Annotated in this window: 13 protein-coding genes and 2 pseudogenes; 5 read left to right on the forward strand and 10 right to left on the reverse strand. The window is 40.6% G+C overall.

The annotated features are described in order from the left end of the window. The 4 genes from B5E84_RS20945 to B5E84_RS21355 form a co-directional block, all read right to left on the reverse strand. Positions 1-216: hypothetical protein (locus B5E84_RS20945; protein ID WP_087226432.1), on the reverse strand; the 216-nt coding region annotated here is incomplete at its 3' end. Further along, entirely contained in the window at positions 197-475 is a 279-nt protein-coding gene (locus tag B5E84_RS19485) for a VRR-NUC domain-containing protein (protein ID WP_087226435.1), read from the reverse strand. The genes B5E84_RS19485 and B5E84_RS20945, both read right to left, overlap by 20 nt. 141 nt (positions 476-616) lie before the next feature. Further along, positions 617-2,413 (reverse strand): phage/plasmid primase, P4 family, encoded by a 1,797-nt coding sequence (locus B5E84_RS19490; RefSeq protein WP_330374315.1) that lies wholly within the window; start codon positions 2,411-2,413, stop codon positions 617-619. Then, positions 2,410-2,724 carry a hypothetical protein gene (locus B5E84_RS21355; protein WP_330374316.1) on the reverse strand — a complete coding sequence of 105 codons (315 nt, stop codon included), beginning with the start codon at positions 2,722-2,724 and terminating at the stop codon, positions 2,410-2,412. Before B5E84_RS21355 ends, B5E84_RS19490 begins: the two co-directional genes overlap by 4 nt. A 448-nt stretch (positions 2,725-3,172) precedes the next feature. Between B5E84_RS21355 and B5E84_RS20950 the strand changes: the two genes are divergently transcribed. From B5E84_RS20950 to B5E84_RS19520, 5 genes and pseudogenes are all read left to right on the forward strand, one after another. After that, positions 3,173-3,337 (forward strand): hypothetical protein, encoded by a 165-nt coding sequence (locus B5E84_RS20950; RefSeq protein WP_204248631.1) that lies wholly within the window; start codon positions 3,173-3,175, stop codon positions 3,335-3,337. Continuing rightward, complete coding sequence (locus B5E84_RS19500; protein WP_087226443.1) at positions 3,321-3,686, forward strand: hypothetical protein; 366 nt, start codon at positions 3,321-3,323, stop codon at positions 3,684-3,686. The genes B5E84_RS20950 and B5E84_RS19500 overlap by 17 nt, the downstream gene beginning before the upstream one ends. Next, positions 3,679-4,533 (forward strand): annotated as a pseudogene (locus tag B5E84_RS19505) (DUF2800 domain-containing protein); the annotation flags it as partial. The gene B5E84_RS19500 and the pseudogene B5E84_RS19505, both read left to right, overlap by 8 nt. Beyond that, positions 4,512-4,691: pseudogene (locus tag B5E84_RS21170) on the forward strand (ssDNA-binding protein); the annotation flags it as partial. The pseudogenes B5E84_RS19505 and B5E84_RS21170, both read left to right, overlap by 22 nt. 335 nt (positions 4,692-5,026) lie before the next feature. Next, positions 5,027-7,012 (forward strand): DNA polymerase, encoded by a 1,986-nt coding sequence (locus B5E84_RS19520; protein WP_242963448.1) that lies wholly within the window; start codon positions 5,027-5,029, stop codon positions 7,010-7,012. Between the two features lie 56 nt (positions 7,013-7,068). Here the strand turns inward: B5E84_RS19520 and B5E84_RS19525 are convergent, their stop codons facing one another. The 6 genes from B5E84_RS19525 to B5E84_RS19550 form a co-directional block, all read right to left on the reverse strand. Then, positions 7,069-8,037: a Swt1 family HEPN domain-containing protein gene (locus tag B5E84_RS19525; protein WP_087226449.1), complete on the reverse strand. Its 969-nt coding sequence runs from the start codon at positions 8,035-8,037 to the stop codon at positions 7,069-7,071. Positions 8,038-8,062: 25 nt separating this feature from the next. Continuing rightward, positions 8,063-10,951 (reverse strand): DEAD/DEAH box helicase, encoded by a 2,889-nt coding sequence (locus tag B5E84_RS19530; RefSeq protein WP_087226452.1) that lies wholly within the window; start codon positions 10,949-10,951, stop codon positions 8,063-8,065. Between the two features lie 3 nt (positions 10,952-10,954). Beyond that, positions 10,955-13,051, reverse strand: coding sequence for a site-specific DNA-methyltransferase (locus tag B5E84_RS19535; protein WP_087226455.1), 2,097 nt, complete (start codon positions 13,049-13,051; stop codon positions 10,955-10,957). An 82-nt stretch (positions 13,052-13,133) separates the two neighbouring features. Continuing rightward, a complete protein-coding gene (locus tag B5E84_RS19540) occupies positions 13,134-13,910 on the reverse strand; it encodes a radical SAM protein (protein WP_087226458.1) in 777 nt (258 codons plus the stop codon). Between the two features lie 2 nt (positions 13,911-13,912). Further along, complete coding sequence (tcmP, locus tag B5E84_RS19545; RefSeq protein ID WP_162612909.1) at positions 13,913-15,043, reverse strand: three-Cys-motif partner protein TcmP; 1,131 nt, start codon at positions 15,041-15,043, stop codon at positions 13,913-13,915. An 8-nt stretch (positions 15,044-15,051) separates the two neighbouring features. Continuing rightward, the gene (locus B5E84_RS19550) at positions 15,052-15,270 is read right to left on the reverse strand and encodes a helix-turn-helix domain-containing protein (protein WP_087226464.1); all 219 of its coding nucleotides are present in this window, start codon (positions 15,268-15,270) and stop codon (positions 15,052-15,054) included. Positions 15,271-15,609: the final 339 nt, after the last annotated feature.

A 15,609-nucleotide genomic window follows, 5' to 3' on the forward strand; every position in this document is an offset into this window, starting at 1 on the left:
TCCGTCACCGTACTTACAAAATCTAACACTTCTTTCATAACATCCCATCCTTTTTTCTTTTAGTATACCAGAAAAAAGACGGATGTTCATAATTTGTTCATTCGTGCGTTTGTCGTGGGTCTTACCAAGTCCCATCCCAAGTATCACGGCTGCTATCGGATGTTCTAATATATAATTGATTGCAAACTGCTGATAATTATGTGGCTTGTATTCCATCAAGAATCCCTCCAATCTGTCCTACATCATCCAGGACGAATACTTTATATCCAAGAGCCCTTAGCTGGCCATGCCTGTGCTCCTGTAAAACTCTTGGTTTCTTTCCCGATGCCTTCACTTTCACCAACCCGAATTTCCCATCAGGTAATAAAACAAGTCGGTCAGGCCAGCCCGATGAACCAGAATTCCACTTCTCACACAAGCCACCACGCTTTTTAACCTCTCTCACCAATCTCTGTTCCATATATTTTTCACGCATCACACGCCCCCATCATTCTTAACAGGTGTGCAGGTCGAGTACCTCGTTCCGTAAAACTCTCTTAAGCAGATTTTTATTCAAATTCTTTCTAAAGGAACTTTTATGTACTGAGGTTAACGACCTACACAAAAAAGCCTATTCTTACTCCAAAAATTCCTGTCCTTCCTTAAACTTTAATCTCACGACCTGCACTCCGGTATTCTTGCGGATTCGGTTATAGCCAGCCTTGTCCATCGAAGAATAAAAGTCTGTGGTACTGCGGATATATTCGCCATTCTGCATGCAATGCGCTCTGTATGCCTGATACAACTCACCTGATTTTTCCTTATAGGAAGGATCCATCTCACAGCATTCCTCCAGGAACTGCCCCAGCCAGTCATTGTCCTCGCGGTATGCCTGGATAGCAGCCTCTACGACATCCGGCAGTGTCGTATGAAAATTCTTATCAATCGCCCTCTTCGCACCTTCGATAATCCAGCTCATAATTGCAGGACCGGCATGCTCAAACAGGTAGTCAGCATAGTTTTTGATGTCGCTTTTCCCTGTAATCTTTGCATTGAAGGGAACGACCACCAGCCTTCTCCATATACCATCATCATTGGCTCCTACCTTTGGAAGATGATTTGTATAGAGAACCAGTGTATGTGACGGCACAAAGGAAAACGGATCCTTATACTTCTTCTCTGCCTGAATCTCATCCGTAGAGCAAAGCTGTTTCACCACAGCCGTATTCAGTCTCATGCCTTCCTCCATTTCCGAAGAAATAATGAGGCGTTTCCCTTTAAGCTCTGCCATCTCCGGTTTCACATTTCTCTTGCAGTTCATGGTCAATGCCTCAGCTGAAAGCTTTCCCGCATAATTGCCAAGCACTCTGAAAATAGTGTTCCAGAAAGTACTCTTACCATTGGCACCACCACCGTAAGCTATAATCATGTGCTCCTGATACACCTTGCCGATAGCAGCCATACCCACAGTCTCCTGTACATAATCCATCAGCTTTTGATCCTTGCAAAAGAAAAGGTTCAAGGCATCCAGCCATGTCTGTTTTCCCTCTTCTCCGGGTGAACAGGCCGTAATCTTCGTAATCAAATCCTCCGGATTATGAGGCTGTTCCCCTGCGAGTCCTTTTCTAAGGTCATAGGTTGCATAAGGTGTATTAATTAGATTTTCGTTCTTATCCAGATCCGACACCGAGATAGCAATCATTGGCTTCGCCGTATTTGCAGCAGACACGATATACTTATAATCACGTCTCTTCTGAACGAACTTCAAATAGGTCTGGGCACCCATCAGCACGTAAACCAAAGGAATCAGCTTTCCATCAACCTCTTTCAAAAGCTCCTTGGGACCAGCCTGGATAGATTCCTTCGGCACACCTGCATCCTCTAACGCCTTCTCAACTCTTGCCACCTCATCCATAGCATCCTGAAACTGCAGATCCAGAAATTCTTCAATAGCACCGATTGCCATCTGCTTGTCCTCACGCCAACATTCACCATCGAATCTTAAGAAGTCTGTAGCACTGGTATATTTCAGTTCATTTCCATACTCTCGAGCCAACACCTTTGCCTGGCCAATATCCGAATAGTCTTCAGGTTTCAATGAAACACTTTTAAAATCAGCGTTATATTCTTCAGGTGGTACATATCCCTCCTGATTCACAATGCTTTTCTGAAAGAACTTCACCGCACTGTTCCAGATAGTCTTAAGCTCCGCCCCCGGTAGCGGTGGATCACACTTCTTTGCATGTTCCAGGAATGTTTCATGCGCTTTTTCTGTAATTCCATAACGTTTCAGTACACGCCCGGCAAAACGGCTCATGGTATTGTTTCTGCTCCCTTCCAGAATCGGTCCACCGTATGCATTCTCTGAATCCTCAGCATCAAAGTTCTCCTCCTCAATAAACTGACTGACATCAATTTCTTCATCAATCGTCATCCAGCCATCATGTACCAATATTTCTTCACAATCAGCACCGAAATAAATCTTGCTGCATCCAATGCATTTCCATCAAAGAAGGGATACTCCTTCTGCAACGCCTCCTTCAGATTCCCGTACACTTCTGCATCTGTAATCTCTGAAATAGGAAAATAGATGTGATATCTCGGTCTGGCTGACTTTCCCTCCTTTGGAAGCAGATGATGTCTGCTGGAAGCAAGCATATATTCCATATCAGGGAATATTTCCTCCAGTTTCTCAGCTGTAATCCACTCTGCCGGTTCCTCCGAATGATCATTATCAATATCCATAACAATCACGTCCGAACGAATGAAATTACCAATACCTCGATAATTTCCTTTGTACTCTGCGCAAACATGATCTGCCTTCACCGCCTCCCGAAACTGCTCCGGCGTGACTACTGTCACCTTATTGGGATAGCTACAGTTAGCGGCCTAGCCAATGCAGTTTGCTGTAAAAATCGTTACCTGCATATCTCAAACCTCGTTTCTATAAAGTAAGGAACAAAATCCTCCTAACTTTCTAAGCGGGTTTGACCTACACTTTTCCGGTTAACAAACAAAAAATTTTTAAAAACAACAGCCAGAGCAGTACCGCTTCCTTATAAAAGCGAAAAATGCTCTGGCTCTTTTCAAAACTTTTTTCAAAAAAATATGCTCTCGACCGGAAAAACAATTTCCAGATGCGCTTAGGAAGATAGAAAGGCACGAAAGCCATTCGGAAAGCGAGGTGCTGCAGATGCAGGCAGAAACGATTGATAAAAGCCAGCAGGCTACACCATCCATCGATGAAGAGCTCATTGACACTCTCATCGCAATCAGTGTTGTAGCCAAACGACTGGCAGCCAATCTAAGACAACAGAATACAGAAAATGGAGGAAAACAAGATGAGCAAAATGAGTGAATTATCTCAGGTGCTTGATGAAATGATTGTCTGCGGCGAAGGAATGATCAAAGCTGCTAACGCAATCAAGGACGTCTTTTCTTCTACAGAAGAAGCACCAGAAGAAACAAAAACAAAGCCAGCCAAGAAAGTCACCAAGGCTCCCGAAACGGCGAAAGCTGATGAAGCACCGGAACCTATCTACACCAAGGAAAATGTTCGTGCCGTGCTCGCTTCCAAAGCAGCCGCTGGATATAAGAAGGAAGTCAAGGAGCTTCTTGAGAAATATGGTGCTCAGCAGTTAAAGCAGGTAAATCCTGATGACTATGCAACCATTCTTAAGGAAGCCGAGGTGATTGGAAATGCCTAAACACGCATACCTCTCCGTTTCTGCCAGTCACAGATGGTTAGCCTGCCCACCAAGCGCAAATCTCTGTGCCAATATTGCGGATCAAACCTCCGAATATGCACAGCAAGGAACCGATTGTCATGAGCTGTGCGCCTACCTTGTGGAAAAAGCTCTTGGCAGAGCTGGAACTGATCCGACAGAAAGCCTTACCTTCTACGATGCTGAAATGCAAAGCTACGCAGAGGAATACAGGAATTATGTACTGGAACAAATTGAAGCAGCCAAGGAATTATGCCAGGACCCACAGGTCATGATCGAACAGCGACTGGACTTCTCCCGCTGGGTTGAAAACGGCTTTGGAACCGGTGACTGTGTCATCGTTGCAGATGAGGTTCTACAGATTATCGATTACAAACACGGTCTTGGTGTCCTGGTAAGTGCCGGTGATGATGAGCATGGCGGAAACAGTCAGATGATGTGCTACGCCTTAGGTGCATTGGAATCCTTCGGAGATCTCTACGATATCAGTTAGATAAAGATGACCATTTTCCAGCCAAGACATGACAATATCAGTACTTACACCATTTCCAAGGAGAAACTTCTGAAATGGGCTGACGAAGTTCTGGCACCTACCGCACAGCTTGCCTATATAGGCAAAGGCGAATTCAAAGCTGGTGACCACTGTCAGTTCTGTAAGGTAAAAGCCACCTGCCGAAAGCGTGCAGAATACAATCTGGAGCTTGCAAAATATGACTTTGAAATGCCAGCCACCCTGGATAACATTGAAATCGCCGCTATCCTAGCAAAGGTGGATGAAATGATTTCCTGGGGAAATGACATCAAAGATATTCCGGTGTCTACGGCAGAGCTTCCATCAATCTCTACGCTTTTAACAGCAACGGCAACAAGGGGATTGCTTGCGGTCTCAATAATCTCCAGAAGATTCGAGACGGTGAGCCTCTTGGAGGCAAGTCCAGAGCTGAAGATGACTTCGCTTCTGATGAAGAAGAAGATTTCCTTGACTAATCAAACGTAACAACGACAACCAAGCAGGCGGTGGTAATACTTCTGCCGCCTGTGGCAATCAAAGAAAGTAGGTAAAATATTATGACTATGGATTCTATTAACGAAATATTAGATGCTATTATCCGCGGATCCCTTTTAGGTTTCTTAGCCGGTTTCTGGTTAATGGGACTTGCTGCAATCTGGAAGTGGTTCCTGGGTGTTGCAAAACGTTTCCTTCACTGGCTTTTCCCAAAGGCAAAATGGTTCCAGCCAAAAGAGTAGAACCCAAAAGGAAACTAATATCAAAGCGGCAGTACTCCCCGGTGCTGCTGCCCTTTTTGTAAAGGAATGAGATTATGATAAAAGAAATGTCAATTGATTTAGAGACCTATAGCGATGTCGATATCTCCAAATGCGGAGCCTACAAGTACGTTGAGTCTGATAATTTTGAAATACTACTGTTCGGTGTATCCATTGATGGCGGTGCAGTACAGGTATTTGATCTTGCCTGTGGCGATACCATTCCTGATGATATCCTTGCAGCTTTATCTGATGATACTATTACAAAATGGGCTTTCAATGCCAATTTTGAAAGAATCTGTTTATCCAATTGGATTAGAAAACATCACCCTGAGCATTTCAAAGGCTACAGTATTCCAGAAGATCCTGCATCAAAATACCTGGATCCAGCCTCATGGAAATGTACCATGATATGGTCTGCCTATATGGGCTTACCACTCTCTCTTGAAGGTGTCGGTGCAGTTCTTAAGCTGCAGAATCAAAAAATGAAGGAAGGCAAAGACCTCATCAAATACTTCTGCTGCCCTTGTAAACCGACAAAGATAAATGGTGGCAGAAACAGAAACCTTCCAGAATATGCTCCCGATAAATGGAAAAACTTCAAAGCCTACAATAAACGTGATGTAGAAGTGGAAATGGCTATCAAACAAAGATTATCAAAATTCCCGGTTCCTGATTTCGTCTGGGATGAATATCACCTCGACCAGGAAATCAATGACCGTGGAATTATGCTGGATATGGATGTAGTAGAAAATGCTATTTTCTTCGATGAAAGGTCCAAGTCAGAGCTTATGATATCCATGCAGAATATCACGAACCTCGATAATCCAAACTCCGTAGTTCAGATGAAACAATGGCTCTCTGATCATGGTATTGAAACAGAATCCCTTGGTAAGAAGGATGTGGCTGCTATGATAAAAAATACTGATGGTGATGTAACTACCGCATTGAAACTCAGGCTCCAGCTTGCAAAATCCTCCGTAAAGAAATACCAGGCCATGCAAAATGCAGTATGTAAAGATGGTAGAGCTCACGGTATGTTTCAAGTCTACGGTGCAAACCGTTCAGGAAGATGGGCCGGACGATTGATCCAGTTACAGAATCTACCGCAAAATCATATGAATGACCTTGCTGATGCTCGTGAGCTTGTCCGTACCGGTGATTATGATACTCTGGAACTGCTTTACGATGATATCCCAAATACTTTAAGCCAGCTGATTCGTACCGCCTTTATTGCAAGACCGGGATACAAATTCGTGGTATCCGACTACTCTGCAATCGAGGCCAGAGTCCTTGCATACCTCGCTGGTGAATCCTGGCGCTCCAAAGTATTTGCAGAAGGTAAGGATATCTACTGTGCTTCTGCCAGTCAGATGTTTGGAGTACCGGTCGAAAAGCACGGCATCAATTCACATCTCAGACAGAAGGGCAAAATCGCAGAGCTTGCCTTAGGCTATGGAGGATCCGTCGGTGCTCTTATATCTATGGGAGCTTTGGATATGGGATTAACAGAGGATGAGCTTCAGCCACTGGTTGATTCCTGGCGTGCCTCCAATCCAAATATTACCGCCTTCTGGTGGAAGGTGGATAATGCCGTCAAGACTGCTATCAAAATGAAGGTTCCTACAGAAGTAAACGGAATCAAATTTCTATGTAGAAACGGGATGCTCTTCATCAAACTCCCTTCTGGTAGAACTCTTAGCTATGTAAAACCTCGCATCGGAGAAAATCGATTTGGCGGTGAATCCGTAACCTATGAAGGCATCGGCTCCACTAAAAAATGGGAACGCATCGAAAGCTACGGTCCGAAGTTCGTAGAAAACATCGTGCAGGCAGTCTCCAGAGACCTTCTCTGTTTTGCCATGCGTAACCTCTCCCACCGCTTTATTTGTGGTCATGTCCATGATGAGCTCATCATCGAATGTAGTCAGGATGTCGATTACAAATCCATCTGCAATGTCATGAGTAGGTCTCCGGACTGGATGCCTGATATCCTGATTAGAGGCGATGGGTATGAGACGCCATTTTACAAAAAAGATTAAAGATAGCGGTCTCCGGTATTTGCCAGAGGCCGCTTATTTCATATTCCTATATGACTTTATTTGTGGTCTTTGATAATTCCCATGGCATATGTAGACAGATCTTTTCCTTCAAATGTAGTCAACAATTTACCAGGGAAGTGCTTCTCATACCACTTTTCTTTTATCTCCCAATGTGCTCGATAATCCGGTAAATCCAATCTGCCCACATGCTCCCAATAATATGTTTCTCCTCTGAGCTTTACTGTAAAATCAGGAAGGAACATCGTTCCATCTGGTGCAAATAGAGGCTCTTCATATACAAACGGAATCTCTTCTTGGACAAGCATATTCGCAATTATCACTTCTGATTTTGAACGCACAAAGTACTCAGATAATGTAGCCAGTTTCTTCTCATCAGCATATTTTTTTGTATCACCAAGATCAGTGATAGACATTACGATGCCTTTCACAGAAGGATCACCAATTAAATACACGAGACTCTTTTCTGCAATATCATTTTCATCCCCAACTTCTTCCTGTTCCACAGAAGCTGATTCCTCTGTATTTAAAATAGAAGAAAAATCGACTGTTGATGGAGACTTCACTTCTTCAATCATAATGTCAACTTCGTTGATCAGCTTGTCATCACTTTCCATCTGTTCAAAAAACTGATGCAAAGTAAATAAATCAGCAATAATAGTATCTTTGCCCGGAAGCACTGCGCTACAATGTGTCCAGTTATTTCGAACACGCATCATATCTCGAATGCATTCTCTCTCTTTTGTAGGAAGATATGCTACATTTCTCATTGCATACCAGGACTTGTCGGCAATGCGCAGAAGAGCAGCCAAATCAAAATCCTCCAGCTTGGTAAAACCTCTACTTTTTGCTGTTTCTCTTTGAATATAACTCAATTTTTCAATTACGCACTCTTCCCACCAATAATCAGAGGTCTTGGGAAGCAGATTCCCAAGCCATTCTTCTAGAAATTTTGCTGATGTATGAAGATAAGTATTCATCCTGCTTACAATCTGGTTATTCTCCATCATGAAGCCTCCAATCTTTTAGTACTTACATAAAGAATCCATCTGTTTCAAAGATGTGATCCAATTCATCATTAGTCATAGCACGTGATACCTTATCACGAACCAAGCTCCTTGCCATATCAAGTCTCTTGAATCGCTTCTTACCAGCTCCATCCTTACCCATTCTTATAAGCTGTATTCTTCCTACGCCCGGATTCTGTCTTGCATATTCCGCAAACCCCTTTGCTTTTCCAAGATTATCTATACGAGTAGGATCATGTGGTTCTAAAATATCAATCACATATTCCATATCTGAATCTTTACGCACAATGATAAAATCTGGATAAGCCGGTTTCTGTTCTCCTCCCATCTCATAAGGAATACAAAGAGACCAAGGCTTTCTAGGAGGGTTTCTAAGCCAACAAACGAAATCTGCCTGTGACTGCTCCTCTTCCAAAACGCCTTCTTCCCAGTTGTTAAGATTAATCTTCGCAGTCCCAGAATCGTCTACAAACAAATGATCTGTATAATTTCTGCCATTAATTTCTCTTGGCTGCGTAATAGTTTCAGGTAATCTAAAATTATGCTTAGAAACGATATCTCCATCAGATACAATTGTGTTGTACTGCTTGATAAATCTTTCTTCCAAGCCAACAATCTTCCTGCGGTAATCATCGTTCATTTTACGGAACATTCTCTCTGCATATGACATAAGTCTTGCTATGCAATTATCATCTGCAGCATAGAGAATTACATCAATCTTGAACTCGTTCGGATCATCTGGATTATAGAAATATCTACCGTACTTATTACCAACACCTTCATTTCCAAGCTTATTTTCAGCTCTTCTAAACTGTCTATCAATATCTGTGTCTGTCGTAGACATGAAATGGTAAAGGATATTATCATCCTTAACAGTCTCACCAAATGCATCAAATACCTGAGACTTCATTTCAAATTCCATAATATGATGAGCCATCTCCTCATACTTTCCGTCACGTTTCAGTCCGGTAACATACTCTCTTATCATTTTTACAATTTCTTCAATTACATCATCTGTCGCATCTGCATATTTTCCTGACTGTGTAAGAAGTCTTGCTAAGCTATACAAAGAATTTAAGTAATTATTGATTCTTACTGTTCTGACATCATATGAAAGAAGACCAGAATTGTTAATCGCTTTCATAACAGCCTCACGATCAAATGTTTTCTCCGGCTCATCCTGTGAAACCTGTGGAGGCATAACTGCTGATGTTGCAGTATTTGTAGGCTGTTGATTCTGTGTCTGGATATTTGAAGGTATTGATACGTTATTTGCAGGCTGGCTTTGTGTTACCTGATTAACACTTGTTGCCGGTGTCTGATTTTGAGCACCAATCGAAACAGCACTAATATTAGCAGCATTTGACGAAGTTCCATATGGTGCTGGTTGCTCGTGCACCGTATTAGCCATAGACATTTCTGAGCCGTTGCCAGTCATATCGAAAAGTGATATTTGTCCAGGTGTGGTGTGCTCACTACGTGTTCTGGTTCCAGAAGTAGTTCTTGGTCTGACTGTAAGAGTTTCCATCACTCTTGATTCCAAGGATTCTCCGTAAATATCAGTCGGGAGTTCTCCACCTTCAGCATTCTGCAGCTCATTTACAACATCCTTAACTGTATCCTCATTAAAGTATGGCAAATAAAGATGTACATCATTCAAGGTATCATCAACCTGAATATGCATCTGCATAGGAGTTCTAATCATTCTTCCCAGAAGCTGGGCAATATAAGTTGCATCAGTCGCATGACGAAATGACATCATAGTCTCTGCACGAGGACAATCCCAACCAGTTGATAAACTTTCTTTAAAAAATACAACTCTAATTCTCTTATCCTCAGCAATAGCTGATGGTTCAACATACGGAACGTTCAACCCATTGATTTTCAAGACAGAAGTAGTCTGCCCAAATGTATGAACCACTTCGCCTTCCTGAAACTTAATACCACATCGTTCCTCGACCTTCCGAACACAATCATCCAGATCCGTCGCAGACACATTTGAACCTGTGCTGTTCTGAACCTGAATAACAAGAATTGGATTTACATAGGCATAGTGCTGTTCATAACAATACTGATACCAATGATCCCACTTATCCTTCCATTCGTCTGCAGCCGCCTGAAGAACTGCCATATCCTTATTACCATTGTTTTCTTCTGGATACGAAATAACAATTCTGTCCTTAAGCAAACCAGATGCACGTACTTCATCCGTTGTAACAACACTGTACTGAGTAGTAGATGTAGTACCCTGTACAAGTGCATTGAATCTTGCAGATGTGGCAGACATACCTATTACAACCGGCATTGGAGCTAATCCATCTTCAGGACTTCCCTTAAGAAATTTCTGCATGATTGTTGTTGCTCTTCCAGCGTCACGTCCTTGCATTCCTCTGTGTGCTTCATCAATAATAACATACAGACGATCACTCTTATCTCTGGCTGTATTTGCTAAAGTCTCCCAAATAGTATATTGTCTGGCATCGCTTCGTTTTGTAAGATTAGAACTCTTTCCAAGTTTTTGTGTGTTTAAGAAATAGATATGACCATCATCCAAAATTTCCTGGTTGAATGATTCTTCATTTATTGTTACACATTGACCAATCTTTATTTTATCCGCCTTCAAATCAATTTTTAATTTAGATTGTTCATTTAATTGTGGTGAATCTGACAACCAAATAAATATCGCATTAGGCTGTTCAGGGTAATCAACTGTACCGCAAAAAATATCTTCGATGAGTGATGCCATTATTATTGTTTTCCCTGCTCCTGTTGGAGCAGTAAAAGAAACAACTTGATTTGAATGTGTTCTCTGAAAACCACCAATTGCTTCTCCAACTTTTAGCCTTAAATCCGCTAATACTCTTTTTTGAAATGGAAATAACTCAACTTTCATAAATTACCTCCCCGTATTTATTCTAAAGTTATCTAAATAGTCTCTATATAATTGGTAAGTCTTCTTGTCAGGATATCTCGAAATCATCTCCCGGTATCCAGCCTCCGAATCTGTAACAAAATATATAGTCTCAATTTGAGGATATGCATCCATCTGATTTGCGAATTCAATATAGTGCTTTTCATCTATAAGAATTGCCATATAATTTTCTGGAAGTATAATCAATGGCTCCTTATCATTTTCCAATACCGGGCACTGTCCATGCGCACCTGCCTTTAGCCATAATACAGGCAATAGTTCAGATAGCTGTCTTCCAAGAGCCACAGCTGTTTTATCTAAAAAGCCCAATTTAAAAAACATTGCATTCGAGGCAAATCCATTAGCCATATCAATATCAGTATTAATATATTTCCCCTTTAGTGGCTTTCCTTTTATATCACACCCTTTGATGGAACATACCGTTCTTGGCCAGGTAACATACCGAGCAATTCCCAATTGATCCCATTCCAGATCTCCAGGTTTAATCCCCTTCTTTTCTAATTCTGTAGCTTCTTCAACTGAAACCTCATTATTTGTTACTAAAATGCAACGTCTATTTCCACCATCTTCTGCATTTAACAGATTTACTGCATGAAGTGTTGTTCCTGAACCCGCAAAAAAATCTAAGATTAATGCATTCTTTTTACTCTTTACAAAAAATCGCAACACATCTTGTACAGCATATACTGATTTAGGAAATGAAAATCTTTTACCAATAATTCCAGTCAACAACTTACTTCCAAATTCAGTTGCATCATGAGATGGTATCCACCACTGGTTTCCGGGAACAAACTCTTTCTCATAATCACTGTCGTCTAATAAAACTGATCCATCCTCAGCTTTTCCAATAACTTTAATAACTCCAGACTCAACTTTTTTTTGCCATCCTTCAGAAATATAACGTAATGTAGCCTCTTTTCCTTTCGCAGTTTGAGTACTTATTCTGACATATCCTTTTTCCTGGATTTCTAAATATTTATCTCTTGAGTACTGCCATCTTCCTTCAACCCCATCATCGTGAATTGGGAATAAAGCTATTACATCTTTCGGAATAGGAACAGTATTTCTATCTACTCCAGGCGGAACTACATCTCCAGCACCACAAAAATGTTTTTTGTCCTTGGATATGTAAATTGGATAAAAACAGCCAGGTGAATCAGTTCTCAAAGCCCCTGACCCACTTCTCATTAAACTTCCCCACCTTACTCGATTTGTTGTAGATGTTTTTACATTACCCATCCATTCTTCTGGTAAAGATAACGGTGTGACACTTGCTTCTCCAATACGAACGACAAAAATATACTCATTAACTCTTGCAAATTCACTATCTCTTGCAACACCTTTTCCATTAATTGCGCTGCTAATCATCTGCATCTTCGCATCAGAAAATACTTCTTCTAATAAGCACCCAAGGTGTAAATACTCTTTTTCATCAATCGTTACGATAAGCACGGAGTCTTTAGGATTAAGCAACTTTTTTGCAAGTTTTAACCTCTTTTCCATAAACGATAACCATTTACTATGACGATATGAATCAGAAGAATCCACATAATCATTGTTATACTTCCAATCCTTTGCCCCTGTGTTGTATGGCGGATCTATATAAATACAATCAATTTTTCCTGCATATAAATACTCCAAAAGTTGCAGAGCATGATAATTATCCGCTTCTATCACAGAATGCCAAAGATCATTATCTGGTGCATTGCAAAGCACATCCAAAGGTTTAAGATATGGATATATCAGATCACCAAACTCAGCTACGGAAACCAAATCACTCACTGAAATTTCCTCTATAGAATCCGATGATTTTTTCATGCATATAGCATTCTCACCTTTCATTGACTGGACTACATAAATATCATTAATTGCGCCATCACGCTTTGCAACTGTAGCTCCCCTTTTTACCGGAACATCATACAATGGTGTGCATTCTGGCATATGTTCTTCAAATACTAATCCAAATTTTTTAGTCTTTGATAATTTGTCAATTTCTTTTTCAATTCGCTCTCGAAGAGCCTCATCTTGTATCTGTGCAAGCAGATCATGTATCGCTGCCATCTCGTTTCCTCCTATGATTCACCAAATTTGTCTATGATGGGACAATATCATCCTACTAAAGTGGCTGTCCCTAAATACGGACTCATTTCTCGGTAATGGTCTTTTCTTTTATGTGACAAGCAAGCCCTCGCTCATCACAAAACTTCATAACTGTCTTTGCACACTCGTTATAGAACTTCTTATGTTCTTTGTACTCACTTATCTTTTTACTATAATTTGTTCTTCCAAAGATAATCTTATCAACAAATCCGATTGATTCTAACAGTTCCATCAGGTCCTGCTGTATAAGATTTGGCGTCGGGTACGGTTCTACACTTACCCATGTCTTACAGCCCTGATCATGAAGCCCTTTAAGAGCAGCTAATCGTTCTGCATAAGGAGCAGCTCCCGGTTCCATCATCTCCCGATAATCTTCATCTAAAGATATCAATGTGATTCCGTACTCATTATCTGACGAACACTGTGCCAGTTCCTGTGGCAATATTCCCTTTGTTAACGTCGTACACTTAATTCCTGCCGCGTTCAATTTCTTTATCGAATCAATTGCCATCCGCTCAACTTCCGGATACCCATACATAAAAGGATCCGTAGTAAAACAAAGCTGAACGGATTCAATTTTGTCTTTAAATCTTGGTATTTCCTTATCCAGCAATTCCAATGTATTGGAGACCAAATATGGTTTCAGCCAATCTTCATATTTTTTTACCTGTCCGAACCTTTTCTTTAGTGAGAAGGCATAACAGGGATACTTGCATCCATGAGAACATCCCTGGACGAAGTTCATCGTATAATCTCCATACTCTACCCCTGTCTTATAAAGCATGGATTTTCTTTGTATATAGCCTTCTACTTTTGGCATATTTAATAGCTCCTATCCGAAAATGTCATTGAACTTCTGGATGCTTTCATTCCGAAGTCCTTTTTCAACACATCCCTAATCTTATTTTTGTAATCTCTTGTAGGAAATACCGGATGTTCTCCCAAATAAGTCCATACTTCATCATTGGGAACATCTTTTTTCCCTGCAAAATGTCGTTGCACATACAGAGCTGCATCTCTCAAGTTGTAACAAGACTCATCCGACGGAACAGAATATACAATCTCACCTTTTTCATTAAAGCTCAACTGCATCTGATTTTCATTATTATGAGTGTTCTTCATAGATGATTTATCACCAAATGTTTTCCATGCAGTCGTCTTAAACAATTCAAAACCTTTGTAATGTCCTGTACAATGAATAAGATTATAAGCAACAGTATTGCTTCTTATGAAGAACGGGAATGCCGCAATGTAATATCTTCCTTCACCTCTCCCACTATTCTCTAAAATTATTTTTTCAATCTGCTTTTCATATACATTCCTATCGCTGCCAATATTAATCAGTTCATCTATTGACATTTGATAAGTTTCCTCATATTTTTCAATCACTTCCGGCTTTTTTGCCGTCTTTGCAGCTCTGATGGTATCTGAAACCATATGATTGATAATAATTTCTCCCCAGTTCTTTAGGAACGGCATCATCGCATCCCATTCTATATGCGCATCATAGGGATCATACACCAGCAAAAAATGCATATCTTTGAACATGGTCGCAAACTGATTTCCGATTGTTCTTAAAAGCTCATTTGCATCCATAACTTCCGTATATATCTGGAAATTACTCGTCTGTTTTGGGAGTCTCGTCTTCAACAGATCAATTTTGTCTTCACGCACATCGTTGAAATAAATGTACGCTTTCTTGTCTGTATATGTCTGCATAGCATCCGCTATTATCTCTGACACCAATAGAGGCGTACCTTTTATTTCTTCGCCATCATCGTTTTTATAGACGCCGCTGTTTGACATACAGTCTATATAAACAATTCCCTTACATTTAGGATTAAGCATCAAAATTTGTATCCATGCCTTCACATACTCTGAAATCAGTTCAAATTTTTTCACACTATGCGGAGGCGCTACACTTATCACATCGTTTTTCTTTGAACTCGCCATTGTCTCTCTTAATTTTCCTCTTTTTCTTCCGGTATCAAATCCATGATATCTCCTATATTGCATTCCAAAGTTTTGCAAACCTTCATTAACACTTCCATACTGACAGATTCACCTTTGGACAATTTGGTAACTGATGCCCAACTTATGCCCGCTGCAGCCTGCAAATCCTTTTTCTTCATGTCTTTATCGATTAGCACTTTCCATAATTTTTTGTAACTAATTTCCATAATCTAATTACCTTCCAGTTTTGCTTCCGAAATATTACACTGAATCACATTTAAGTATACCACTTTCTTTTGAAAATCTCAATCTGGAATCTTCACAAACACACGAATACGCTCTGAATGTAAATTGAATTTTCTCCGCATTAGTGATATAATTTAATATATATAGGTATCGTTCAAAGAGGGCTAATTCCATGAATGCAAGCAGAAATGATTTAGAAGAATTTATCCTGAATTATTCACGACTTTGCCACGAATGTGGCTGAAAGCCACATAGTTACTGTATTTTAACTGAATATTGCTTTTCACCTATCAAGTGAATGAAAAAAGAGCATCCATTTG

Origin of the sequence: Lachnoclostridium sp. An14 (assembly GCF_002160755.1) — a bacterium.
Taxonomy (GTDB): domain Bacteria; phylum Bacillota; class Clostridia; order Lachnospirales; family Lachnospiraceae; genus Lachnoclostridium_A.